Origin of the sequence: Actinoplanes sp. NPDC000266 (assembly GCF_042899005.1) — a bacterium.
Classification (GTDB): Bacteria; Actinomycetota; Actinomycetes; order Mycobacteriales; family Micromonosporaceae; genus Actinoplanes.
The window spans coordinates 305,076-329,876 of the sequence record NZ_JBIAZI010000001.1; the positions used below are offsets into that span (position 1 = coordinate 305,076).

16 protein-coding genes are annotated in these 24,801 nt (G+C 72.5%); 15 read left to right on the forward strand and 1 reads right to left on the reverse strand.

The window, feature by feature from the left end:
• Positions 1 to 147 precede the first annotated feature (147 nt).
• Genes ACFY36_RS01245 through ACFY36_RS01255 form a run of 3 tightly spaced genes read left to right on the forward strand, consistent with a single transcriptional unit; the run spans position 148 to position 4,773 of the window.
• A complete protein-coding gene (locus tag ACFY36_RS01245) occupies positions 148 to 3,078 on the forward strand; it encodes an AfsR/SARP family transcriptional regulator (RefSeq protein WP_499743864.1) in 2,931 nt (976 codons plus the stop codon).
• Positions 3,068 to 3,625 (forward strand): SMI1/KNR4 family protein, encoded by a 558-nt coding sequence (locus ACFY36_RS01250; RefSeq protein WP_499743865.1) that lies wholly within the window; start codon positions 3,068 to 3,070, stop codon positions 3,623 to 3,625. Before ACFY36_RS01245 ends, ACFY36_RS01250 begins: the two co-directional genes overlap by 11 nt.
• Positions 3,622 to 4,773 carry a S8 family serine peptidase gene (locus ACFY36_RS01255; protein ID WP_499743866.1) on the forward strand — a complete coding sequence of 384 codons (1,152 nt, stop codon included), beginning with the start codon at positions 3,622 to 3,624 and terminating at the stop codon, positions 4,771 to 4,773. Before ACFY36_RS01250 ends, ACFY36_RS01255 begins: the two co-directional genes overlap by 4 nt.
• Here ACFY36_RS01255 and eccCa read toward each other — a convergent pair.
• On the reverse strand, positions 4,743 to 8,705 hold the full coding sequence (gene eccCa / locus ACFY36_RS01260; protein WP_499743867.1) for a type VII secretion protein EccCa: 3,963 nt from the start codon (positions 8,703 to 8,705) through the stop codon (positions 4,743 to 4,745). The genes ACFY36_RS01255 and eccCa overlap by 31 nt on opposite strands.
• A gap of 134 nt (positions 8,706 to 8,839) precedes the next feature.
• On the opposite strand from eccCa, the gene eccD reads away from it, so the two are divergent.
• The 12 genes from eccD (at position 8,840) to ACFY36_RS01320 (ending at position 24,752) form a co-directional block, all read left to right on the forward strand.
• The gene (gene eccD / locus ACFY36_RS01265; protein WP_499743868.1) at positions 8,840 to 10,225 is read left to right on the forward strand and encodes a type VII secretion integral membrane protein EccD; all 1,386 of its coding nucleotides are present in this window, start codon (positions 8,840 to 8,842) and stop codon (positions 10,223 to 10,225) included.
• 2 nt (positions 10,226 to 10,227) lie between these two features.
• A complete protein-coding gene (eccB, locus tag ACFY36_RS01270; RefSeq protein WP_499743869.1) occupies positions 10,228 to 11,604 on the forward strand; it encodes a type VII secretion protein EccB in 1,377 nt (458 codons plus the stop codon).
• 46 nt (positions 11,605 to 11,650) lie between these two features.
• Positions 11,651 to 11,968 carry a WXG100 family type VII secretion target gene (locus ACFY36_RS01275; RefSeq protein ID WP_499743870.1) on the forward strand — a complete coding sequence of 106 codons (318 nt, stop codon included), beginning with the start codon at positions 11,651 to 11,653 and terminating at the stop codon, positions 11,966 to 11,968.
• A gap of 45 nt (positions 11,969 to 12,013) precedes the next feature.
• Complete coding sequence (locus ACFY36_RS01280; RefSeq protein WP_499743871.1) at positions 12,014 to 12,304, forward strand: WXG100 family type VII secretion target; 291 nt, start codon at positions 12,014 to 12,016, stop codon at positions 12,302 to 12,304.
• Positions 12,305 to 12,479: 175 nt separating this feature from the next.
• Entirely contained in the window at positions 12,480 to 12,965 is a 486-nt protein-coding gene (locus ACFY36_RS01285; protein WP_499743872.1) for a hypothetical protein, read from the forward strand.
• Positions 12,966 to 13,005: 40 nt separating this feature from the next.
• On the forward strand, positions 13,006 to 15,228 hold the full coding sequence (locus ACFY36_RS01290; RefSeq protein ID WP_499743873.1) for a WXG100 family type VII secretion target: 2,223 nt from the start codon (positions 13,006 to 13,008) through the stop codon (positions 15,226 to 15,228).
• A gap of 66 nt (positions 15,229 to 15,294) precedes the next feature.
• Entirely contained in the window at positions 15,295 to 17,508 is a 2,214-nt protein-coding gene (locus ACFY36_RS01295) for a WXG100 family type VII secretion target (RefSeq protein ID WP_499743874.1), read from the forward strand.
• A gap of 38 nt (positions 17,509 to 17,546) precedes the next feature.
• Complete coding sequence (locus tag ACFY36_RS01300) at positions 17,547 to 17,972, forward strand: YbaB/EbfC family nucleoid-associated protein (RefSeq protein ID WP_499743875.1); 426 nt, start codon at positions 17,547 to 17,549, stop codon at positions 17,970 to 17,972.
• Complete coding sequence (locus tag ACFY36_RS01305) at positions 17,969 to 19,045, forward strand: hypothetical protein (RefSeq protein WP_499743876.1); 1,077 nt, start codon at positions 17,969 to 17,971, stop codon at positions 19,043 to 19,045. The genes ACFY36_RS01300 and ACFY36_RS01305 overlap by 4 nt, the downstream gene beginning before the upstream one ends.
• A gap of 6 nt (positions 19,046 to 19,051) precedes the next feature.
• Positions 19,052 to 20,821 carry a hypothetical protein gene (locus tag ACFY36_RS01310; protein ID WP_499743877.1) on the forward strand — a complete coding sequence of 590 codons (1,770 nt, stop codon included), beginning with the start codon at positions 19,052 to 19,054 and terminating at the stop codon, positions 20,819 to 20,821.
• Positions 20,818 to 23,985: an AAA family ATPase gene (locus ACFY36_RS01315; protein WP_499743878.1), complete on the forward strand. Its 3,168-nt coding sequence runs from the start codon at positions 20,818 to 20,820 to the stop codon at positions 23,983 to 23,985. Before ACFY36_RS01310 ends, ACFY36_RS01315 begins: the two co-directional genes overlap by 4 nt.
• A complete protein-coding gene (locus tag ACFY36_RS01320) occupies positions 23,982 to 24,752 on the forward strand; it encodes a hypothetical protein (protein ID WP_499743879.1) in 771 nt (256 codons plus the stop codon). Before ACFY36_RS01315 ends, ACFY36_RS01320 begins: the two co-directional genes overlap by 4 nt.
• Positions 24,753 to 24,801: the final 49 nt, after the last annotated feature.

The window sequence follows — 24,801 nt, forward strand, 5'->3', positions numbered from 1 at the left end:
CTTCAACAGCCGGCAAACGCTCCGAAACGACTCGGTAACAGTTGAGCCAGTTCCACCGCTCTAGTTCTTGTCCAGAAACTCTTCACAGTCGATGGCTAGCCTCGCTCGGGATCTTGCGTAAACCGAACGGAAACAGGGGAACAGTGCGTGACCGCAGCCAGTCAGCTCCCGGCCGGTGACGGCCCGGAGGCACTGCGACTTCAGATCATGGGCCCGTTGCGGGTCTGGCGTGGCGGCGTCGAGGTCAACGCGGGGCCCCGGCAGCAACGTTGTCTGCTGGCCCTTCTGCTGGCCCGGGGAGGCCACCCGATCAGCATGACCGAGCTGGTCGCCCTGATCTGGGGCGCCGACCCGCCGGCCAGCGCGGTCAGCGTCATCCACAAGTACGTCGGAGTGCTGCGCCGCCTCCTCGAGCCCGGCCTGCTGCTGCGGACGCCGGGGTCCTTCGTGTTGCGCAACGGCAACGGCTACCGGATCACCGCCGGCGCCGACACGCTCGACCTGATGCAGTTCCGCCGGCACGTCGCGGCGGCCCGCGCGAGTGCCGAGGAGGACCGGTGCGAGGAAGCCCTCGCGCACTACTCCGACGCTTTGCGCCTGTGCCGCGGCTCGGCCGGTGAGTCGCTGTCCGACAGCGCGGGCGCGACGGCCGTCTTCGCCGGCATCGACGGCGAGTTCTTCGACGCGGCCGTCGCCGCGGCCGACCTCGCGATCCGGCTGCGCCGGCCGTCGGGGGTGCTGTCACCGCTGCGGCTGGCGGCCGAGATGGACCCGTTCAACGAGCTCGTGCACGCGAGCCTGGTCAACACCCTGGCCGCGGCCGGTCAGCAGGCCGAGGCGCTGGCGGTCTACCGGACCATCCGCAAACGCCTCGCCGACGACCTGGGCATCGACCCCGGCCAGAGCCTTCAGCAGGCACACCAGCAGGTCCTCACGCAGAGCGCGCCCCCGCCGGCCCCGGACCCGCCCCACCTCCCGGTGATCTCGCCGGTCACCGACGGTCTGGTGCCGGCGCCACTGGTGCGCCCGGCGCAACTGCCGCCGGACCTGTCGTTGTTCGTCGGGCGCTCGGCCGAGCTGACCGTCCTCGGCGACCTCGTCGCCGGCATGCGGGACGACGCCCGGACCGGCCCGCTGGTGGTGGCGATCGACGGCATGGGCGGGGTGGGCAAGTCGACGCTGGCCGCCCGCTTCGCCCGATCGGTGGCCGGTGAGTTCACCGACGGCCAGCTCTACCTCGACCTGCACGGCGAACAGGGCGACGCGTTGCTGTCGCTGCTGTACGCCCTGGGCGTTCCCGCGTCGAACGTGCCGGACACGTTCGACGCCCAGGTCGGCACCTATCGCAGTCTGACCGCGGGCAAACGCATCCTCGTGCTGCTGGACAACGTCGTGGACCCGGCCCGGGTGCGCCCGTTGCTGCCCAACTCGGCCGAGAGCCTGGTGTTGATCACGAGCCGGCGTCCGCTGGTCGGCCTGGCCGCCTTCGAGGGTGCCCACCTGATGCATCTGGAGGTGCCCGACCCGGCGTCGGCCCGCGAGTTGCTGTTGCGCCGCCTGACCGCCACACCCCACCGGGCGGCGGCGGCACCGAACCTCGAGATCGTCGACGAGATCATCGAGTCGTGCGGGCGGCTGCCGCTGGCGGTGGCCATCCTGGCCGCGCGCCTGACCGCGCGGCCCAGCCTGTCGCTGGCCTCGGTGGCCGCCGGGTTGCGCGGGGCACGCCGGTTGGAGTCGTTCCCGGGCGGGCTGGCCGGGCATGACCCGCGCGCCGCCTTCGCGTGGTCCTATCGGCAGCTCAGCGACGGCGCGAGGCGGCTGTTCCGGCTGCTGGGGGTCGCGCTCGGACCGGGAGTGACGGCCGCCGCGGCGGTCAGCCTGTCCGGCCTCGATCCCGACCGCACCCGGGCCGAGCTCGACGAGCTGTGCGAGGCCGCGCTGGTGACCGAGCACGAAGACGGCCGGTACACCTCGCACGTGCTGGTCAAGGCGTACGCGGAGGAGCTTCTGCGGGACGTCGACCCGGTCGGCGAGCGGCGGGCCGCGATCGCCCGGCTGTTGCAGTACTACGTGCACAGCAGCTTCAACGCGCAGGTCGTCCTGCAACCGCACCGCCTGCCCATCGAGCCCGACCCCGCGCTCCCCGGAGTGGCGCCCGAGCAGCCGGGCGGCTACGAGGAGGCCATCGCCTGGTTCGCCGGTCAGCGGGAGGTGCTCAAGGAGGCCGCACGCGTCGCGGCCGAGCTCGGCTACGGCATCGCGCCCTGGCAGCTCGCCATCACCATGCAGCAGTACCTCCAGTGGACCGGGCGCTTCCAGGAGTGGGAAGAGATCATGCGGTGGGCCCTGGACGCCGCCCGCGCGGGCGGGGACGAGATCGGCGAGGCGCACACCTTGCGGAGTCTGGCCGGCGCCCGGTGGTCGCTGGGCGGCAACGAGGAGGCGCTCGAACTGCTGCTGTCCGCCCTGGAGATCTTCGAGAAGCGGGACATGGTGCTGGAACAGGCGCTGGTGCACACCAACCTGCACTGGGTCGACGAGGCGCTCGGACGTGACCACGAGGCGCTGCTGCACGGCGAGCGGGCGCTGAAGCTCTACCGGACGATCGGCTACCGCCGGGCGGAGACCTTCGGCCTGATGTCGAACGGCCGGTCGCTGGCCCGGCTGGGCCGCCTCGAGGAGTCGGGACACCTGCTGGAGCAGGCACTGGAGCTTCATCATCGGATCCGCGGCGAGCTCGAGCCGGCCTGGGACGCGACGCTGATCGCGGTCGAGGGGGAGACGCGGATGGCGATCGCGGCCAACCTCGCGCAGATGGGGCGGCTGCGGGAGGCGGCCGAACAGTTGGAGTTGTCGGCCGAGACGTCCCACCAGGTTCGGCAGCGGCCCAACGAGTTCGAGGCGCTCGGCCGGCTGGCCGAGCTGCTCCTCGAGATCGGCGATCCGGCGGAGGCGCGCGACGCCGTCGAGCGGGCGCGCAAGGTGCTCGCCGACTTGCCGGACGGCGGCCCCGCACCTTTGCGCGCACGTTTCGCCACCCTGACCGAGAAGCTGGAGCAGGCCTGTGCTGATTGACCCCGCGTTTCCACCACCGAACGCCGCAACCGTCCGCCGGGTCGACGCGGCCTGGGACCGTATCGAGGCCTGGCTCGAGGCGCACGCGCCGATCACCCTGGCCGGCCTGGGCGCCTACGCGACCCAGGACGAGATCGACGCCGTGCAGGCGAAAATGGGAACAGCCTTCCCGCCCGATCTGGTCGCCTCGTTGCTTCGGCACAACGGGGCGCTCGACCGTCTCGGCTTCTTCTTCCCGCCGGACTTCACCGGCGCCGGTCTTCCGGAGATCCTCAGCACCTGGACCACGAACTCCCAGGTGCTGGAGCCGCCGTTGTGGGACCGGTCGTACGTGCCGTTCGCCTGGTCCGGCGACGGCGGCGCGCTGGTGCTGGACGGCGAGGGCCGGGTCGGTGAGTTCTCCGCCGAGGACGGCACCGACTTCGACGACTGGCCGCCGTCCCTGGCCGAGTTCCTGGAGCGGATCGCCGACTCGCTTGAGACCGGTGAGCCGTGCCTGGACGAGCACGTCCCGGTCGTGTCGGAGGGCCGGCTGGAGTGGGCGTGAGGCTCACATCAGCCGGTGCCGCGCTGGCCGCCGCCGTCGCCCTGGCTCCGGCGTCCGCCGGCGCGCCGCCGGCCCTGCCGGACCCCCGCGCGGGGAGTTGCGCGGGGCCGTCCTCGGTGGTCGCCGAGGCCGAATCGGACGCCTACCGGCGGGTCGCCCCGGAGACGGCCTGGCCGCTCAGTCGCGGCGCCGGCGTGCTGGTCGGCATTGTCGACAGTGGAGTGAGCGCGGCCGCGACCGGACTGGCCGGGGCGGTGGCCCCGGGCCGGGACGTCGTGACCGGCGGCCGGGCCGACACCGACTGCCTGGGCCGGGGCACCGCCCTGGCCGCGGTGATCGCGGCCCGGCCCCAGCCGGCGAACCTGCTGTCCGGGGTCGCGCCGGCCGCCCGCATCCTGCCGGTCCGGGTGAACGCGGCCAAGGGCGGCATCCCGCCCGGCAAACTGGCGGCCGGCATCCGGGCCGCCGTCGACGCCGGCGCCCGGGTGGTGCTGGTCGCCGTCGGCGCCGCCCCCGACCCGGCCCTGGCCGCCGCCGTCGTCTACGCCGAGTCACGCGACGTGCTGGTGGTGGCGGCGGTCGGCAACGAGAAGCCCGGCGCGGACGGCACACCGGAGCCCGCCTGGTATCCGGCGGCCTATCCGCTCGCGCTGGCCGTCGGCGGCCTCGACGCCGAGGGCCACGCCACCGAGCTCGTCACCGAACGGGCCGCGCTCGACCTGGTCGCGCCGGGCAAGGACGTCTACACCGTGGGCACCACCGGGCCCGGCAACTATGTCATCGGTGGCGCACCCGCGGCCGCCGCGTATGTGGCCGGCGCCGCCGCGCTCGTGCGCTCCTACCGGCCGGGGCTGAAGGCCGCCCGGGTGCGGCAGTGGCTGGTCGACACCGCCGCCCCGGCCGGCCCGGCCGGCCGCCGGCTCGACGTCTACGCCGCGGTGAGCGCGGTGGCCCCGGCCGCGTCGCGGGTTCGCGACGCGGCCGGGGCCGAGCCCTTCGCCCTACCCGCCGGGAAGCGCCGCGACCCCGCGGCGAGGATCGCCTTCGGCGTCGCCGGTCTCGCCGTGATGCTGACCATCGGGCTGCTGTTCGTGGTCGCGGTCGTCCGGCGCCGCGGTCACGACGCCGCCGATCCCGGTTCCAGGTAGGCCGTCTGCATCAACCGGCCGCCCCGGCGGGTGCAGAGCAGCGCCCGCCCGGGCGGGAGGTTGCGCGGCTTGACGTTGCCGAGCAGCGGGCCCTCGCTCGGCGGGCAGGACAGCGCCAGGTCGGGCGCGTTGGCCTCCTGGACGCGCCGGAGCAGCGGGTCCATCGACATCCGCATGACGTTCGACGCGCCCCGGGTCAGGACCAGGTGGAACCCGATGTCGGCGCCCTGGGCCAGGTACGGCAGCAGGGGCAGCAGCGGCGAGTCGGTGCCGGCCAGCAGGTCGTAGTCGTCCACGAGGATGAACAGGTTAGGCCCGGTCCACCAGTCGCGGCGCCGCAGCTGTTCCGGCGTGACGTCGGCGCCCGGCATGCGCGGCTGGAGTCCCAGGACGGCGTCGGCCACGGTGGCCCGGGTCGAGTCGGCCGACACCGAATAGCCGAGCCGATAGTCCTCGGGCACCATGTCGAACAGCGTGCGCCGATAGTCGACCAGCATGATCCGGGCCTGTGCGGGCGTGTAGCGGTCCATCACGGCCCGGGCCAGGTGGCGCAGCACGCTGCTCTTGCCGCTCTGCTCGTCGCCGAGCACGGTCAGGTGGGGGAGCTCGCCGAAGTCGTGCCAGACCGGCTGCATCCGTTCCTCGTCGAGTCCGAGCGCGACGCGGATGTCGCCTTCCGGCGCGGGCAGATCGGCCGCCGGCAGGAGAGCGGGCAACGTGCGCACCCGGGGCGCGGGGTCGCCGGGCCAGAACTCGTCGACCATGCTGACCAGACCCCGTACGCCCTCGGCCAGCGTCTCCTCGTCGCTCTGCCCGTCGATCCGCGGCAGCCCGGCCAGGAAGTGCAGCTTGTCGCTGGTGAGGCCGCGGCCGGGCAGGTGCGGAACGGTCGCCGCCAGCCGCAGGTCCACGGCCGAGTCGACCGAGTCGCCGAGCCGCAACTCCAGCCGGGTGCCGATCTGGTCGCGCATGGCGTGATGCACCTCGGACCACCGGGCCGCCGTCATCAGCAGGTGCACGCCGAAGTTGAGGCCCTGCGCGGCGATCCGCCGGACCTGCGCGTCGAGCTGCTCGAACTCCTGCCGCAGGGTGAACCAGCCGTCCACGACCAGAAAGACGTCGCCGTACGGGTCGTCGGCGATCCGCCCGTCGGCGCGCATCTGGCGGTAGGTGGCCATGCTGTCGACGCCCAGCTCGGCGAAGCGCCGCTCCCGCTCGGTCAGCAGGCCGATCACCTCGGCCATGGTGCGGCTGACCCGGTCGCCGTCGAGGCGGCCGGCGACGCTGCCGACGTGGGGCAGCCCGGCCAGCGAGCCGAGGGTGCCGCCGCCGAAGTCGAGGCAGTAGAACTGCACCTCGCGCGGGCTGTGGGTCAGGGCGAGGGCACAGATGACCGTACGGATGAGGGTGCTCTTGCCGCTGCGCGGTCCCCCGGCCACGCCCAGATGACCGCCGACCCCGTCGAGACGTACGACCAGAAGGTCCCGCAGTTGCTCGAAGGGCTTGTCGACGAAGCCGACCGGCGCGATCAGGCGCCCGCTGCCGGCCCATTCCGGGGCGCACAACCCGAGATCGGGGTCGGGCGTCAGCGTCGGCAGCAGCTGGTCCATCGTCGGCGAGACGCCCAGCGGCGGAAGCCACACCTGGTGGGCGGGCATGCCGCGGTCGACGAGCTGGCCGACGACCAGCGCGAGGACGGAGACCGCGTCGGCGGCGGGCTCGGGCTCGGGCGCCGCCTGCTCCTCGGGTTCCACCTCGGGCAGGGGGACGCGGTCGAGGACGTACGGCACGATCTGCCGTTCGATGACCTCCTGCCGGGCCCGCGGCCGTTCGGTGCGGTAGGCGCCCGAGACGTACGCGGCCTTGAATCGGACGAGCGTCGAGACGTCCGTACGGATGTAGCCGTTGCCCGGCTGGGGAGGAAGCTCGTAGGCGTCCGGCACCCCGATCACCGACCGCGACTCCATCGCCGAGAAGGTGCGCAGGCCGACCCGGTACGACAGGTGCGACTCGAGCTGCCCCATCCGGCCGTCGTCGAGGCGCTGACTGGCCAGCAGCAGGTGTACGCCCAGCGACCGGCCGAGCCGTCCGATCATCACGAACAGCTCGAGGAAGTCGCGGTGCGCGGCCAGCAGCTCGCTGAACTCGTCGACCACCACGAACAGCGTGGGCAGCGGGTCGAGCGGAGCGCCCTGGGCGCGGGCCCGCTCATACTCCAAGGTAGAGCTGTAACCGCCGGCCTGCCGCAGCAGTTCCTGCCGGCGTACCAGCTCGCCGTGCAGGGCGTCCTGCATGCGGCCGACCAGGCCGGACTCGTCGGCCAGGTTGGTGATGACGGCCGAGGTGTGCGGCAGCCGTTCGAGGCCGAGGAAGGTCGCGCCACCCTTGAAGTCGACCAGGATCAGGTTCAGCGTCTCCGGCGAGTGCGTCGAAGCCAGCCCGAGCACGAGCGTACGCAGCAGTTCGCTCTTGCCCGAACCGGTCGCCCCGATGAGCAGCCCGTGCGGGCCCATGCCGCCCAGCGCCGACTCCTTGAGGTCGAGCTCGACCGGCTCGCCCTCGGTGTCGACGCCGATCGGCACCCGCAGGCGCGCGGCCGTCGGGCGCGGCGCCCACAGCTCGTCCAGGTCCAGCTTCTCCGGATCGCCGATGCCGAGCAGGGTGGCCAGGTCGAAGTCGGCGGCCAGGTTGTCCTCGACGGTCTCGGTGTGCAGACCCAGCCGGTACGGCGAGAGTTGCAGCGCCAGCGCCCGCGCGGCGGCCGGGCCGAGGCGGTCGGGCGCGGCCATCCGGGTGCGGTTCTCGCCGCCCAGACGGTCCCGCCGGGTCATGTGCAGGCCGTCGTCGTCCAGGGCGAGCGTGAGGATCGTCTTCGCGGTCGACGGGCGGGCGTCGTCGAGGTCGAGCAGGGTGACGTTGCGATAGCCGGTGGTGGCCATCCGGCTCGAGGTACCCAGGTGCCCGCCGTCGCGGACGACCACGACGTACGGCTCCTCGCGCGTCGGCGTGGCGCCCGGCTCGAACCGCGGGCGGGCCGCGAAGTCCTCGCCCAGCAGGCGTTCGGCGCCCTCCGCGGTGTCGGTGACCAGCCGTACGTCGCCGGCCGCGTCCTGCTCGCCCGGCAGTTGCACGTGCGGCAGCCATTTCGCCCAGTCCCACCAGCCGGCGCCGGCCGGGTTCAGGCACAGGCAGATCCGAACCTCCTCGGGGGCGTGGAAGGCGACCAGCTGGGCGACGATCGCCCGGGCCAGGTCGCGGGTCTGCTCCGGGTTCTCACTGCCGATCCGCACCTGGGCGAAGCCGCGCAGGAACACCGCCACCGGCTGATCGGCCACTGTCGTGTAGGCCTTGATGAAGCGGCGCAACGACTTGGCCGAGAGGGGCTCGAGGTCCTCGACCGGTTTGGTCTGCAACGGGCTGATCCGGGTCGCCAGGTGTTGCACGCCGGTGCCGATGCGCACCTCGAGGAAGTCGGGGTGGGTCGGGCGCCGTTCCCACCGGCGCGAGGTCATCGCCAGCGACCACAGCGATCGAGGGTCGGGGTGCTTCCAGTCGGCCGCCTCCCGCTGGGCCTGAACGGTCTTGCGTACCCGCCGGCGGTGCTGGGCCAGATAACGCAGGTAGTCGCGACGGTCGCCGCCGATACGGTCCGTGCGGTCGGCACTGCCGAAGAAGATGTAGACGGCGGCCGTGGAGACGATCGCGACCATCATCACGCCGATCATGACCCAGGTCATCGCCCCCTTCGAAGGGCCGACGAACAGAAGGACCATGACCCCGGACATGAGCGCCATCGGCAGGGCCGTGACGGCCTGGCGGACCCCGTTGTTCTTGACCTCCGGGATCTCCGGTGGTTCCTGCAGCTGGATCTCGCCGCTGGGCATCGTCGGGCCGTTGCGCCGGGCCGGCCGCTGGAACAGCGTGGTCGACATAGGAATCCTCTCTGGCCGGCGAAAATCGCGCCGGGCCCCCACGAGATCAACGGCTGTGGACGGGCAGCCGTCAGATAGCCGGGGCACGGAATGAAGATCGGAGAAGGACGCGCGTTGCCACAGATATGACGGTGGTGTCGTCGGCGGATCTGTGCCGATTGGTGGTGGTCGGGCCCGAGCGCCGGGCTGAGATCGCCGTGCCCTCGCAGGTGGCGGTGGCCGACCTGCTTCCCGCGTTGCTGCCCCACCTCGGTGAGCGGCTGTCCGACGCGGGCCTGGCGCACGGCGGCTGGGTGCTGCAACGTCTGGGCGAGTCGCCGTTCGACGAGGAAGCCAGCGTCGAGTCCCTCGGCCTGACCGATGGAGCCGTGGTCCACCTGCGGCCCCGGGCCGACCAGATCCCCCCGGCCGACTTCGACGACCTCGCCGACGGGCTCGCCACCGGCCTGCGTGAGCGGGCCGGCGCGTGGCGGCCCGAGATGGCCCGATGGGCGGCCGCCGGCGGGTTCGGTGTGGTGGCCCTGGCCGGCGCCGCGATGCTGGCCGCGGACGGGCCCGTACTGCCCCGGGCGATCGCCGCCGGCGTGCTGGCCGTCCTCGCGCTGGCCGCCGCGTACGCCTTCACCGCGGCCTGGAAGGACCGCCTGTTCGCCACGATCGCGGCCTGCGCCGGGATCGGTGACGCCGCGGTGGCCGCGGCGCTCGCCCCGAGCATCCCGGCCGGCAGCTCCCCGCTGGTGCTCGGCCCCGCGCAGACCCTCGCCGCGGCGGCCGTCACGATTCCCGTCGCCGTGGTCGCCGCTCTGGTGTCCGGCGGCAACGGGCCCGTGTTCGCCGGCGTCGTGGCCGCCGCCGCGTCCGCCACCGCCGGTGCCGCCGCGGCCACCCTGGCCGGGCTCAGCGGCGAGCAGGGAGCCGCGATCACCGCCGTCCTCGCGGTCCTGCTGACCTTCGCCGTCCCCCGAGCCGCCCTGCGGCTGGCCCGGATCCGGATCGACCCGGTGCCGACCAAGGCCGAGGAGCTGCAGGAGAACATCGATCCGGAGCGCAGCACCGAGGTGCTGCGAATGGCCGCCGTGGCCGACCGGTACATGATCGGCCTCACCGCCGGTTTCGCCGCCACCGGGCTCGCCGCGACAGTGCTTCTCCCGGCCGGCGGCTGGGCCGGCCCGGCGCTGGCCGTCCTCGTCGCCCTCGCGCGGCTGCTGCTCGCCCGCGCGGTCACCAGCGCGTGGCAGCGGCTCCTGCTGAGCGCGCCGGCGCTGGTGGGCCTGTTGCTGGTCGCCACGAACGAGGCCGGCGATCTGCCCCTCCTGGGCCGGCTGGCCGTCCTGCTGGCCGGGGTGCCGGTGGCGGCCGCGGTGCTCGTCGCGGTCGCCCGGCACCTGCCCGATCGCCGGATGATGCCGATGTGGGGCCGCATGGGCGACGTCGTCCAGCTCATCAGCATCGTCGCCCTGCTGCCGCTGCTCGCCGCGGTCCTGGGACTGTACGGCGCGGCCCGCGCGATGGGGGGCTGACCATGCCGTCACGTCGCGATCAGGTGCAGGCCCAGTCGATCGTGCAGAACCGGATGGTGTGCGCGCTCGTCTCGGCCGACCCGGACGCCGCCGACAACCCGCACCGTCCGCTCGGCACCGGCACCATCGGGGGACTGCTGGTCGCCACTCTGATCATCGTCGGGTTCGCGGTTTACGGCTACCTCCGCCCCGGCGGCTCCACCAAGTGGCAGACCCCCGGCGCGCTCGTGGTCGAGAAGGAGACCGGCAGCCGCTACGTCTACGTGCAGGGCCGGTTGCGGCCGATCCTGAACTACGCCTCGGCCCGGCTGCTGCTCGGCGCCGAGGCCAAGACCGTCACCGTCTCGGCCAAGTCGCTGGCCACCGCGCCGCACGGTCAGCCGGTGGGCATCCCGGGCGCGCCGGACTCGCTGCCCACCGCGGCCGCCGGGTCGAGCGTGTGGTCCGTCTGTGCTCCGGTGGCGGTGAACCGGGTCGGCCGGCAGGACACGGCGACGACCCTGTCGATCACCTCGAAGCCGGCCGGCACGCCGCTTCCGGCCGGCCGGGCGGTGCTGGTCAGCGCCGGCGGCGAGCAGTACCTGATCCTGGACGGTCGCCGGCTGCGGCTCGGCGCGCCCTGGATCGCCCGGATCCTGGGCGCCGACCGGGCCGCCACCCCGGTGCCGGTCAACTGGCTGCGCATCGTCCCGGCCGGGCCCGATCTCGTCGCCCCGCCGCCCGGCCGTCGCGGCAGCGCGGGCCCGGTCATCGACGGTGTGCGGCGCAAGGTGGGAGACCTCTTTCTCGTACGGGGCACAGGGGACACGGTCCGTCACTACCAGCTCCGTTCGGACGGCCTGGCCGTGCTCAACCCGTTGCAGTACGCCCTGGCCCGCTTCGATCCGGCCGGCCTCCGCGGTGGCCGGCCCCCGGAACCGGTGGAGATGACCCCGGCCGCGCTCAACGCGGTGCGCTCCGCTCCGGCCGTTGCCACCGATCAGGTGCCGGCGGCTGTCCCGGTCCTCGCCGAGGAGCCACCCGACGGGACGGCATGGTGTGTGCGGCAGTCGATGGACGGCGCTCCGCCCGCGATGACGGTGGACCGCCCGGCTCCGCCCGTCGACGCGGTCGTCGACGGCTACCAGCTGTCCCGGACCGATCGCACCGCGAACGCCGTCTCGGTGTCGGCCGGTCAGGGTGGGCTCTTCGCCGCCGGGCGCTTCGGTCAGCCGGCCGGCCCGGGCTGGTTCGTCGTGACCGACGCCGGCGTCAAGTACCCGATGGCGGACGCCGCGACGGCGGAACGCCTCGGCTTCGCCGGCGGGCCGCGAACCGCCCCGCCGGAGCTGCTCGACCTGCTTCCCACCGGCCCGCGACTCGGCGCCGGTGCGGGATGACAAGACCAGCGGTCACCGGAGACCGCATTCGAGAAAGGACACATAGGTGACCTCTCCTATCAAGATCGTTGATGAGCAGAGCACCGTCGCGCTCATCAGTGCCTTCAAGAGGGCTGTGGACGAGGTGAACAGCGCGCACACCGCGGTGTCGGCCAGCCAGCTCAGCCTGGCCGGTGGATGGCAGGGCGCCGCCGCGAAGCAGTTCGACTCGGGCCTCAACGAATGGATCGCGGGCCTCAGCAAGATCGGCATCGCGCTCGGCAAGCTCGACGAGGGCATGGTCAATTTCTCCAAGCTGACCGCCGACACCGAGGACAACGCGGTCGCGTCCGCGGCCGCGGGCACGGTCGCCAGCTGGACCTGACCGACTCTCCGCCCCGCCCGAACTCAGCAGGAATGAGGCTCTGACATGCCCACATACTCGGTCGACACCGCCCTGACGATGGACGAGACGGTCAAGCTGAAGGCAATCACCGACAAGATCGAGTCCGCCGTCCTGGACCTCGCCAAAGCGGCCGGCATCTACCAGTCCAACAACGCCGGTGCGGCCATCGAGAGCTACTCCGAGGCTCAGCAGATGTGGAACAGCGGCATCGGCATGATGCGCGACGCCCTGAACGACAAGATCGGCGCGTTGAACAACATCACCGAGAACTACGTCAACACCGACAACAACGGACGGAACCTGTTCCTCCACTGATCTCCGGGCGGGGGGGGGGGGGGGGCCCCCCCCCCCCCCCCCCCCCCCCCCCCCGCGCCCCCCCCCCCCCCCCCCCCCCCCCCAACCCCCCCCCCACCCCCCCCCCCCCAACCCCCGGGGGGGGGGGGGGCCGCCCCCCCCGCCCCGCCACCCTCATGGACGAGAGGACTCGCACATGCCCGCGGGCAACAAGATCGTCATCGACCACGACTACATCGGCGGTTTCCGGGACCTCCTCAACAACCTGTGGCTGGGCATCCCGACGCTCCAGGCCGGCAACAACCCGAACAACGCCGGTAACCGCAGCGGTGTCCCCCTCAACGACCTGGTGGTCAAGGGCGGCGCCGACACCTTCCCCGAGGCCAAGAGCGCCGCCGACAAGATCAAGTCGACAGGTGCCGCACTGCACCAGAAGTTCGAGGCGATCGAGCTGAACCTCGGCAAGACCGTGCAGAACCTGACCTACATGATCGACCTCAGCACGGACGCCGAGATCCGCAACCTCAACGCGGCCGGGGCTGCCTCGCTGCTCAACGGCGGCACCGGATCCTCGCCGATCACCAGCGGCGGCACGCCCACCACTACCGGCGGCACGCCCACCACCACCGGCGGCACGCCCGCCACCACGGGCAGCACGCCGCCCGCGACTCCCGCGCCGTAAAGCTCGTCCGTCCCGCCCTGCCCCGATTAAGGAATCCTCGATGCCGCTCACGCCTCAGCCCCCGAACTGGGAGGCCGGACTCCAGACGGTCTTCGGCATCGAGGGACTGGACCACGGCGCGATCGTCGACCGGACCTGGATCAGCGGCACGGGCACCGAGTGGTGGGACGCCAACAAGAGCCCCTGGTACGACGATCCCCTCTTCGGCCGGCCCGGCCAGAACAACTTCACCCTGTACAAGAAGGCTTTCAATCCGAACGCCCAGGGCGACAAGTTCTACATCGTGAAGGGACGGGTCGACTGGTTCGAAGGCGACCCGTCATCACGGGCCGCCTTCGACAAGATGGTGATCGAGAGCCAGATGGTCGTCGAGAACCCGCAGAACAAGCTGGATCCGCAGTCGTACCGCAACGTCGCCTCCACGATGGACAACCTGACCACGTGGCTCGCCGCCACGCTGAGCACGCTGGAGACCCGTCGCAACGATCTCGGCGGCGACGGCAGTGGCTTCCAGGGCAGCGCCGGTCAGGCGTTCGGCGAATATCTGACCCGGTTGTCGTTGGAGTTCCAGCGCCTCGAGACCGACATGAACACCAAGAGCAGCTGGGCCGGGATGTTCCGGGACGCGGGCACCCGGGCCGAGGAATACATCAACGGCATCCGCGCCGCCTGGAACGCTTACAAGGGCCATCCCGGCCACGACCCGACGACGATGATCTTCAAGGTTCTGCAGCAGCTGGCCGACTACTGCGACCAGCTGAACCGGGGACGCGAGTTCGGCCACTCCCTGGAGGACACCTTCACGGTGCCGCTGTCCTTCGGCAACGTCGCCGGCCGGCCGTACGACATGATGAAGGACTTCCCGAGGCTCGACGCCGACCTGCACGCCGAATACGCGGCCGCGACCAAATTCCTCGAGGACAAGCTGGCCGAGGTGTTCCCGCCGCTGCGGGACAGCCTCGAGCGCATCAACCTCGACATGCACGGGCTGACGGAATTCGTTCCACCGCCTTCGAAGATCACCGGCGGTGGTACGGGCGGTGGCGGCGGCATCGACACCGGAACCGGTGGCGATGGCGGCGGTGGCGGCGGGGGCATGGACACCGGGAACGTCGGTGGCGGCGGCGGGGCCGGCGGCGGTGGGGCCGCCGGAGGCGGCAACTTCGGCGCGCTCAACACCGGGGGAGGTACGTCCGGTGGCGGCACCGGCGGTGGCTTCGGCGTCTCCAGCGGCGGCCTCGGCGCGGGCGGCGGGGGAGTCGGCGGCGGGTCCGGTGGCGGCTTCAGCGGGGGTGGTGGCTTCGGTGGGCCGGGTGGCTCCGACTTCACCGGCGGCTCCGGCGGCGGCGGTCTCGGCGGTGGCGCGAGCGGTGGTGGGTTCGGCGGCGGCATCATCGGCGGCGGATTCGGCGGCGTCATCGGTGGAGGTCTGGGTGGCAAGCCGGGGCGTGACGAGTCGCCGGACCGGCCCGGCGGCAGCCAGGCGTGGGACGATCTGGACGACTTCACCGGCGGCAGCGGCCCGGCCGGTGGCGGTTCGTTCGGGAGCATCGGCGGTGGGGCCGGAAGCAACGGCGCGCTGCCGATCGACCCGGGCAAGGTGGTCCCGGGCGGCGGCTTCGACGGCATAGGCGGGGGTGGATCCGGCTCCGGCCTCGGTGGCCTCGGCGGCGGCTCCGGTTCGAGTTCCGGCATTCCGGGTGCCACCGGAGCGGGCTTCGGTGGCCTGGGCGGCGGTGGCGGTTCCAGCTTCGACATCCCGGATGGCGCCGGGGCCGGCCTCGGTGGGCTGGATGGTTTGGGCGGGACAGGAGGCTTCGGCGGATTGGGCGGATCCGGTGGGCTGGGCGGATCCGGTGGGCTGGGCGGATCCGGTGGGCTGGGCGGATCCGGTGGGCTGGGCGGCGGCCCCGGTACAGGTGCCGGCTCCGGGTTCAGCACGTTCGACACCAACGGCGCGATGCCGGGGTCGGGGCTGGCGGTCGGGGATCTCGGCGAGACGCCGGCCGCGAATGCCGGCGGATACCCGCCTTACATGCCCCCGATGACGGGAACCGGCGATCAGGACGCGAAGGAACGGGAGCGCAAGACGTGGCTGGACGAGGACGAGGAAGTGTGGGGCGCGGCGGGCGTCAGTCCGGCGGTGATCGGACGCGACGAGGCCGAATCCGCGCCGGATCAGCCGAATCGGCCGTTCGGCCCGAGTCCCGCCGGCGCTCCGCGGCCGTCGCCCGCCGAGCGCCGGGTGCCCACCCGGGGGTGAGGCGCGCCATCGTCGTCGCGGGTGTCGTACCCGGTCCGGAAACCACGTCACGCAAAGGAATTCATCATGCCTGGGTCGCCTGATCCGTCCGACTGGGAGGGCGGGATCCGCACTGTCTTCGGGGCGGACGGACTCAACCGTCCAGGGATGGTCGGCGGGAGCTGGTTCGTCGGCACGGGCTTCGAGTGGATAGGCAACAACCGGGACCCGTGGTACGACGATCCTGCTTTCGGCACCCCCGGCGAGAACGACTTCACCATGTACCGCAAGTCGAGGTTGGTGAGCGGGGACAGCGAGGAAGCCAAGTTCTACATCGTCAAAGGACGGGTCAACTGGTTCGAGGGCGACCCGTCGCCTCGCGCGATCTTCGACAAGTTCGTCGTCGAGAGCCAGAACGGGGTGTTCAACACCGGCAACAAGCTCGATCCGCAGTCGTTTCGCAATGCCTCGGCCACGATGGAGGGCATCGGAGCCTGGATCGAGCGGACGGTGCAGGTTCTGAAGACACGCCGGGACGGGCTCGGTACCGACCAGAGTGGGTTCAAGGGGTCGTCCGCCCAGGCGTTCTCCGAGTTGATGTACAGGTTCTCGGCCGAGCTCTCCCGGCTTGAGCTGGACATGAACACCAAGCGTAAGTGGGCGACGATGCTGAAGGACGTCGCCGACCGGACCGACGATTTCCTCAACGGAACTCGTAACGCCTGGAACGCGTTCGCCGCTCATCCCGGTCATGATCCGACGAGCATGATCTTCAAGATCCTCCAGCAGTTGGCCGACCATTGCGACAACCTCAACCGCCAGATCGGTGAGCATTGGGACGCGCACGGCCCGACGTGGATCGTTCCGTTGTCGTTCGGCCGGATCGTGAACAAGAACTATGACGTGATGATCGACTTCCCGGTCATCGACCGGGATCTGCACGCCGAGTTCGCCGACGCGGTGTCGGGCCTGGACAACGAGATGCGCAGGCTTTTCGGTCCGCTCCGGGACGCCCTGTACGCGATCAGCGTCGACATCCTCGGCGTGACGCCGTTCGTCCCCCCGCCGTCGCAGATCACCACCGGTTCGGGCTCCGGTGGAGGCGGTGGGGCCAACCTCCCCGGCGGCGGTGGGATCACCACTCCTGGCGGCGGCGGGATCAAGACTCCGGGTGGTGCTGGAGGCAGCATCAAGACCTCCGGCGGCTCAGGTGGTGGGGGTGGGATCAACACTCCCAGCCTCGGCGGTGGCGGGGGTGGCATCAAGACCCCCGGCCTCGGCGGTGGAAGTTCCGGCGGTGGGCTGTCCGGCGGTGGGCTGTCTGGCGGTGGGCTGTCTGGCGGTGGGCTGTCTGGCGGTGGGCTGTCTGGTGGTGGAGGCTCCGGCGGCGGCCTGGACCTGGGCGACCTCGGCGGCTCCGGCTCGGCCGGCGGTGGGCTCGGCGGTTCCGGCGGCCTCGGTGGCGGCACGGGCAGTGGAAGCGGTGCCGGCAGTGTCGGCGGCGGGCTCGTCGGCGGCGGGTTGGGCGGCGGTCTTGGCGCCGGCTCCGGCGTCAAGCCGGGTAGCGGCGTCAAACCAGGCAGTGGCGTCAAGCCGGGCTCGGGCAGCGGTGTCGGCGGTGGCGCGGGTTCGGGTGGCAAGCCGGGTAGTGGTGTCACCCTTCCGGGCCGAGGTGGCGGGATCGTGCCCGACCTCGACGATTTCACCGGCGGTAAGCCGGGTGGAAACGGCGCGTCGGCGTTGGAACCGGGCAAGCTGCCGTCGGGTGGGTCCGGGTTCAGCACGTACGACCCGGCCGACGCCGGCGCGACGGGTAACTCGGGCTTTGCCTCCGGCGGCCTCGGCGGTCTGGCCGGCGGTCTGACGGCCGGAGGCGGAGCGGCCGGCGCGGCGGCGTTGGACGGTGCCGGATCTGGGCCGGGCGGATCAGGGCTGGCCGGATCTGGGCTGGCCGGATCAGGGCTGGCCGGATCCGGGCTGGGCGGGGCCTCCGCCGGCACGACCGGGACGTCCGGCAGCGCGGCCGGAGCCGATGCCAACGGCGCGGGCGGCTATCCGCCGTACATGCCGCCGATGAACGGCATGGGCGGCAACCAGCAGGAGAAGGAACGCGAACGTTCGACCTGGCTCGACGAGGAGGAAGAGGTCTGGGGCACCGACCTGGACCTCGCCCCGTCCGTCATCGGCCGGGACGACTGGGACAGCGCCTCCCCGGACGAGCCCTCGCTGCCGTCGCGCCCGCAGGCGCCCGGCTCGCCACAGACACGACCCGGCCAGCGCCGCACGAGCGCGCGCGGCTGAACCCGTACGGCCGAATCGATGATTGAAGGAACCGAGCGATGACCAGTCCCATGCACAACCGCCTCGAAGAGATGATGGCCGAGCTCGAGCGTCACAAGGCCGCCATCGGTGACCTTCAGGATGGCCTGGCCTCGGCCGAGACGAGCGTGACGTCGAAGAGCCGGGCGATCACGGTCACGGTCGACGGACAGGGTGAGCTGACCGGGATCAGGTTCGTCACCAACGCCTACCGGGCGATGGCCCCGGCCGAGCTGGCGTCGCTGATCATCGAGACGGTCCGGGAGGCGCGGGAGAAGTCGCGGGCCCACGCCGTGCAACTGTTCTCCCAGGTGATGCCGTCCGGTATCCCGATCATGGAAATGCTGAACGGCCCGGTCGACTTCGACTCCGCCATGGCGGACATCCAGCAGGCCTTCCGCGACGCCGAGTCGGACCGGCCGGGCCGGGCCGGGGACCAGCCGTGACCATCGCGACCGGCACGGCCGCCGTACGGGCCGGGCTGCACGGGTTGCTGCTGCGGGCGGCCGGGCGGTTCGCCGACGACCTGGTCGCCGAGTGCCGGGCCTGGCTCGCCGCGGGGGACGCGGCGGCGGTCTGTCAGACGATCGCCCACGCGGCCCTCACCGGGGCCGTCCCGCTCGCCCCGGCCGACGCCGACCTCGTCACAGCGGTTCTCGCCGATGCCGGCGAGGATGTCGCGCACCTGGCCGGCATCGAACGGTCGACCGCGGAGGAGACGCCGGCCTACGGGTTCGCGCCGGTGCCGCCGGACGTTCTCGCCGAGTACGCGGACGAGCTGCCGTACGCCCTGGATCTGACCGAGATCTACGACGGGCCCGGTGGCATCGACGCCATTGACAGCGCGGCCGCGGCGGCCTCGGCCCGGCACGGTGTGGAGGCGCTCTGGCGGTCCTGGCGCTTTCCGGCCGGTGACACCCCATGGCCACGGCCGAGGCGGCTGTACGCGGCCCGGGTCGCTCCTGGCGCCGACCCGGTGACGGTGGCGGCGGCGATCGAGCAGGCGCTCGGAGAAGACGTACTGGTCGAAGTCTTCTCCGAAGACGACCTGCCCTTGCCGGACTACCAGAGGACGGCCGTCTCGTTCGGCGCGCTGGTCTGGACCGCCACCGTGGCCCACGAGGTGCAGGTCGCCGCGCTCTTCGACGAGCTCGACGACGACGGCGTGGCGTACTTCTCGGCGGATCATCCCCGGCTCGACGGCGGGGAGCGGGACCGTGTGCTCGCCTATCTGCGGCAGGGCGTGCCGCTGATACACACGACGGAGTACGCCACCGACGTGGTCGAGCCGGGACGCGGCGACGCCGTGCCGGTCGCCTTCCACACCGACGGCGAATGGATCTGGGCCGAGGCGACCACCTATTTCCTGGCCGAACACGGCCTCGCGCCGGATCCCGACCTCCTCGACCACATCGCCGCCCGGGGTGCGCGTGTGCCCGCGGTGCCCGACGAGTCCGTCCATCGTGCGCTCTACCAGCTGTACCGGCGGGCTGCCGCGTCCGACGAGTTCGCGGCCTGAGAACCGATGGAACCGAACGTGGGTCATTGGCGGCTGGTCGGCGGCCGCCGCGGTCTGATGCTCCTGCCCGCTCGTCGTCCCCAGCCGTGGTTCACGCCGGAACCCCGACGGCCGGGGCCGCGGGAGGCCGCCAAGGCCGGACCGCCGGTGGGCCGGCCGACCCCGGCCGGCTGGTCCTTCGTCCCCTTCGCCGAGGGGGCGCCGGCACGCCCGCCGGTCATCGGGTTCTTCGTCGTGGACGTCGGCTGGGACCCGGGCGGGTTCGAGATCGAGGGACAACGGATCTCACCCGCTCTGTTCGCGGCGCATCTGGCCGCGCTGGCGACGGCCCGGCCGATCCTGTTGGCGCCGCATCGGCCCGAGGGCTCGCCGGCGGCCTCGCGGCGGATCCTGATCGAGCTGTGCCAGGCTCTCGGGCGGCCGGTGACCACGGCCGAGGGTACGGTACGGTTCGCCGCCGACGGCACCGCGTCGACCGACGGCGTCTTCCGGCGCTGGCATCCCGCGCCCCGCCCGGCCGAGGATGTCGGCTCGATCCTGCCCGGGCCCGCGTTCGCCTACACCGGCGATGCCAAGCCCCGGCCACCTCGGCCCGAGATCGCGACATCGCCGGGACCGGCCATTGTAGACAAGGGCTGGGCCGAACTGCTGCGCGTCAGTACCTGGACCGCGTCGTCCCAGGTGGTCGAGCCCCGTCGACCGGTGCCGCTCGCTCGGGACGCCGTCACCGCGGCCCCGGCTGGTACCGGAAAACCGTTGGCGCCGGCCGGTACCGGAAAACCGTTGGCGCCGGCCGGTACCGAACAACCGCTGGCGCCGGCCGGTACCGGAAAACCGTTGGCGTCCGCCGGTACCGGAAAACCGCTGGCGCCGGCCGCTAGCGGCAAACCGCTGGTTCCGGCCGCGCCGGCGGCCGTGCCGCCCAGGAGTGCGGAGCCGCCGACGGGGTTCGGGTCCGGCCTCTGGCTGCCGGACGCCGATTCGCCGGTGGACCTGGCCGCGGTGCGGGAGACGCTGGGCCGTTCGTACGACGCCCACGCCCGTGTCGTGACCCGGTTGCTCTCCGAGAACCCCGGCCTCCGGGCCGTCGCCGGTCCTTCGACGGCCGCGACGGCCGGGCTGGTCGCCGTCCGCTCGTATCTGCTCGACGAGCACGCCACCCTCAACGCCGCCCTGCGCGGCGAGACCGCGGTCGACGAGGCCGCCGCGGCCCGCGCGCTCCTGCTCGCCGTCACCGCGCAGCACGGCCTGGTGCGGCTGCCGTCGGTGTTCGGCCCGGTGTTCCGCAACCTGCCCGCCGACCCGGAGGTCACCGTGGCCTACCGCCCCGGTGAGGAGCTCGAGGAGCCCGGCTTCGTCGACGTCGACCTCGTTCCGGCGTCCGGCGAGGACGTCGCGATCGAGTTCGCGATCTGGTCCACCAGCGCCCATCGCGTGGGCGGCCTCGGCGCGGGGGAGTCGGCCGCACTCTTCCCGCCCGGCAGCCGCTTCTCGGTGCTGGCCGTGGACGAGCCGGCGGACCGCGCGGCGCCGGTACGGGTGCTGCTGCGCGATCTGGCGACCACCGGCCGCAACCGGGTCGGCCCGGAGAACGTGGACCGGGTCGTCACCCGTCTCCGCGAGGTTCGGCCGTCCGGCGTGATCCGGCCGGTCGGCCGGTCCGGCTTCCCGATCGGCGTCGACCGTCAGCAGCGGCGTTTCCGGCGCGGTGCGCCCGCCCACCCCCGGCCGTCCGGCTCCGGCACGGCCATCGCGGAAAGAATGGAACGAGCATGACCGATATCATGTTGTCGGTATCGCACACCGATCCCGGGTGCCTGCCGAGCATCTCGGCCGCGCTCGCCCACGCGGGCCCGGGCGCGACCGTCGTAGTCCAGCCGGGCGTCTACACCGAGCAGCTCCGCCTCGACCGCGACGTCACGCTGGTGGCCGAGGACGGCCGCGGCACGGTGACCATCGACGGCGGCTCCGGCGCGGCCGTCTTCGCCGCCGCGGGCACCGCCGTGCTGCGCGGCCTCACCATCACCGGCGGCAGCCCCGAGCTCCCGGCCGTCCAGGTGGGCGGTGGCGCGCTGACGCTGGCCGACTGCGACATCGACGGGCGGGGCGTCGTCGCCGTGCACGTGCCGTCGGGCCGGTTGAGCCTCTCCGGCGGCGTGGTGCGGAACCCGAGCGGGGCGGGCGCTCTGGTCGAGGGCGCCGGCGACCTTGCCCTCAGCCGTACGACTGTGCGGGACGTCGGGACCGTCGGTGTCGTCATCGCCGGCCCCGGCGTGGCCGTCGCCGACTGCGAGTTCGGCGGGATGACCGGCGCCGCTCTGCTCAGCCTCCGCGACGGCGGTGGCGTGGTCCGAGGATGCCTGGTGAACGGTGGCGACGGACCGGCGATCGTGGCCGAGGCGGAGAGCCGTACCCGCTTCGAACGGGTGACGGTGCGGGGCGGGAACACCGGCGCGGTGCTCAACGGCGGGTCTCCCGTACTCGAAGGGTGTGAGTTCGAGGGTTTGTCCGGGCACGGCGTGGAAGTGACCGGTTCGGCCGACCCGCTGGTGCAGGCCTGCGTCGTGAACCGCGCCGGCGGGCACGGCATCGTGGTCGCCGGGTCGGCGACGGGCCGCTACATCGAGTGCGAGATCTCCAACACCCAGGCCGTTCCCTTCGCGGCCACCGGCTCGTCGGCGCCGCAGATCACCGGAGGCCGGTTCACCGCCTCCACGACGTCGGCCGCGGTGTTCGAGGCGCAGGCCTCCGGAACCATGACCGGGACCGCGCTGACCGGCGGCCGCAACGGGCTGGTGGCCACCGGATCGGCCACCCCGGTTCTCAGTGGGGTACGCGTCTCCGGCTGCTCCGAGTCCGGCATCGACCTGCACGATCACTCCGTCGTCACGGTGCGGGACAGCCGGATCAGCGGTGCCGCCACCGCCGGCGTCCACATCGGACGCGATTCCCGGATGGAGGCCGGCGATCTGTCCGTCAGCGGCGGGCGGGACGGCATCGTGGTCGCCGACGGCGGGACGGCCGTCCTGGCCTCGGTCGAGGTCTCCGGTGCTCAGGGCGCCGGCCTGCTGATCGGGACGGGCGGCACCGTGCGCGCCCAGCGGGTACGGTCCCACGGCAACGTGATCGGAGTCCGCTGCGCCCCCGGGTCGGCCGGCAGCATCGAACAGTGCGAGGCCTTCGACAACACCCGCGAGAACATGAGCCGCGAGCAGGGCTCAACGGTGAACGTCGGCGGCGCCCCGGCCGCGGTTCCGGCCCCGTCGTCGCCGGCGGAGCCGGCCGAGGACCCGGTGGCCGCCCTGCTGACCGAGCTCGAGGCCCTGGTCGGCCTGGCCGGGGTCAAGCGCGAAGTGGCCACCCTGGTCGGCCTGCACCGCATCGGCCTGCGCCGCGCCGCGGCCGGGCTGCCCGCCCCGCCGATGTCCCGGCACATGGTCTTCGCCGGCGCTCCCGGCACCGGAAAGACCACCGTGGCCCGGCTCTACGGCAAGATTCTGGCCGGCCTCGGCGTCCTCAAGACCGGGCAGATCGTCGAGGTGGCGCGGGCCGACCTGGTGGCCGAGCACATCGGCGGCACGGCAGTGAAGACCACTGAACGCTTCGAGGCGGCGCTCGGCGGGGTGCTGTTCATCGACGAGGCGTACACCCTGATGCCGGTCGAGGGTGGCGGCCACGACTTCGGCCGGGAAGCCGTGGACACCTTGGTCAAGCTCATGGAGGACCATCGCGACGAGGTCGTGGTCATCGTGGCCGGCTACTCACCGCAGATGCGCGCGTTCCTCGGAGCCAACCCGGGTCTCGCCTCGCGGTTCGCCAAGACCATCGAGTTCGAGAGTTACTCGACGGCCGAGCTGGTGACGATCGTCGAGCGAATCTGCAGCAGCCACCACTACTCGCTGGAGTACGACACCCGCCTCGCGCTGACCGAGCTGTTCGGCGGCATGGTGCGCGACGAGAACTTCGGCAACGCCCGCGTGGCCCGGAAGGTGTTCGAGGAGATGGTGGGCCGGCAGGCGTTCCGGCTGGCCCAGAGCGACGACCCGTCCGGGGTCGAGCTCGCCCAGCTGATGCCGCAGGATCTCGGCGCCGACGCGCGGGACGGCGATGGCGAGGGCGAGCAGGCGAGGGTCGACGAGATGCTGGCCAAGCTGCAGCGGATGACCGGGCTGGAGGCGGTCAAGCGGGAGGTCACCGAGATGATCGACCTGCTGGCGGCCACCCGGGCCCGGGTCGCGGCCGGGCTTCCGGCCCCGTCGATGTCGCGGCACCTGGTCTTCTCCGGCCCGCCCGGCACCGGCAAGACCACGGTGGCCCGGCTGTACGGTGACCTGCTGACCGCTCTGGGCGTGCTCGCGGGAGGTCAATTCGTGGAAGTCGCCCGGGCCGACCTGGTCGGTGAGTACATCGGGCACACCGCGCATCGCACCCGGGAGGCGTTCGAGCGGGCGCGCGGCGGTGTGCTGTTCATCGACGAGGCGTACACCCTGGCCCCGCCCGGCGCCCAGAACGACTTCGGCCGCGAGGCGATCGACACGCTGGTCAAGCTGATGGAGGACCACCGCGACGAGGTCGTGGTGATCGCCGCCGGCTACGAGCAGGAGATCGAGACGTTCCTGGCCGCCAACGCCGGCCTGGCGTCCCGCTTCTCCCGGCGCATCCACTTCGAGAACTACACCCCCGACGAGCTGACCAGCATCTTCCAGCAACTGGCGATGACCAGCGGTTACGAATGCCCGGGGGCCACGCTGGGCGCGGTTCGGGAGAGGTTCGAGGGTGTACGGCGTACGGCCACCTTCGGCAACGGCCGGTACGCCCGGCAGGTCCTCGACGAGGCGGTGACCCGCCAGGCCGGCCGGATCCGGGCGCTGGGCCGGCCGACCGTCGACCAGTTGCGCACCCTGCTGGTCGAGGACGTTGTCGCGAAGGCCGGGGCGTGACCGCGCCCCATCTGCTCGAGCGGGCCGGTGTGACGGTCGTGCTCGGCGACTCACCCGCACCGCCCGACGAACTGCTGGCCGGGCTGCCCTCCGAGCCCGGCATCCGGCACGTCGTCGTCGCCGTCCACCCCGGGCCGACCGGCGAGGAGCTCGCGCGGCTCCTGGGCGGCCGCACCGACGGGATCCGGCTGCTTCTCTCGTTCTCGGGGGCCAACGGCATCGCCCGTACGCTGGCCGACAGCCTGGGCGTGACGGTCGTGGCGCCCACCGGGGCCGCCCTGATGCTGCCGGAGCGGCTGTTCGTCCAGGAGGGCGAGTGGGTCCGGTTCGAGCCCGGCCGGGAGCCGGTCGCTCAGGGCGCTCGCTTCCCGGCCCCGCGATGGCAACCGCTCCTGCGGCACGGATCCGGCTTCACCCCGATTCCCGCGGGCCTGTGGCTGCACCCGGCGAGCGAGCCGATGCCGGGTGAGCTGCTCACCGTTCCGGTCGTCGACGAGCGGGTCACCGTCGTGGTCGGTGCCGTGCCTTCGGAGCAGGCGCGTGCGGCCCTGCGTACGCTGCCGTGGACGCTGCGGCACGACATGATCCTCGAGGCGTACGGGCCGGACCCGCGCACCGTTCAGGAGATCGGCCGGCAGCTGACCGAGGGCTTCCTGCGCACCCGGAAAGCGACTGAGCCCTCGCCGGGCACACCGGTCGTGTCCGGCCCGCAGGCCGGCCAGGCGCTGCAGCGCCTGGCCGAGGCGTGGCGCCGCACACCCTCCTGAAGCTCCCGTCGTTCGGTGCGTCGTCCTCGATATAGCCGCGGTTCGTCAG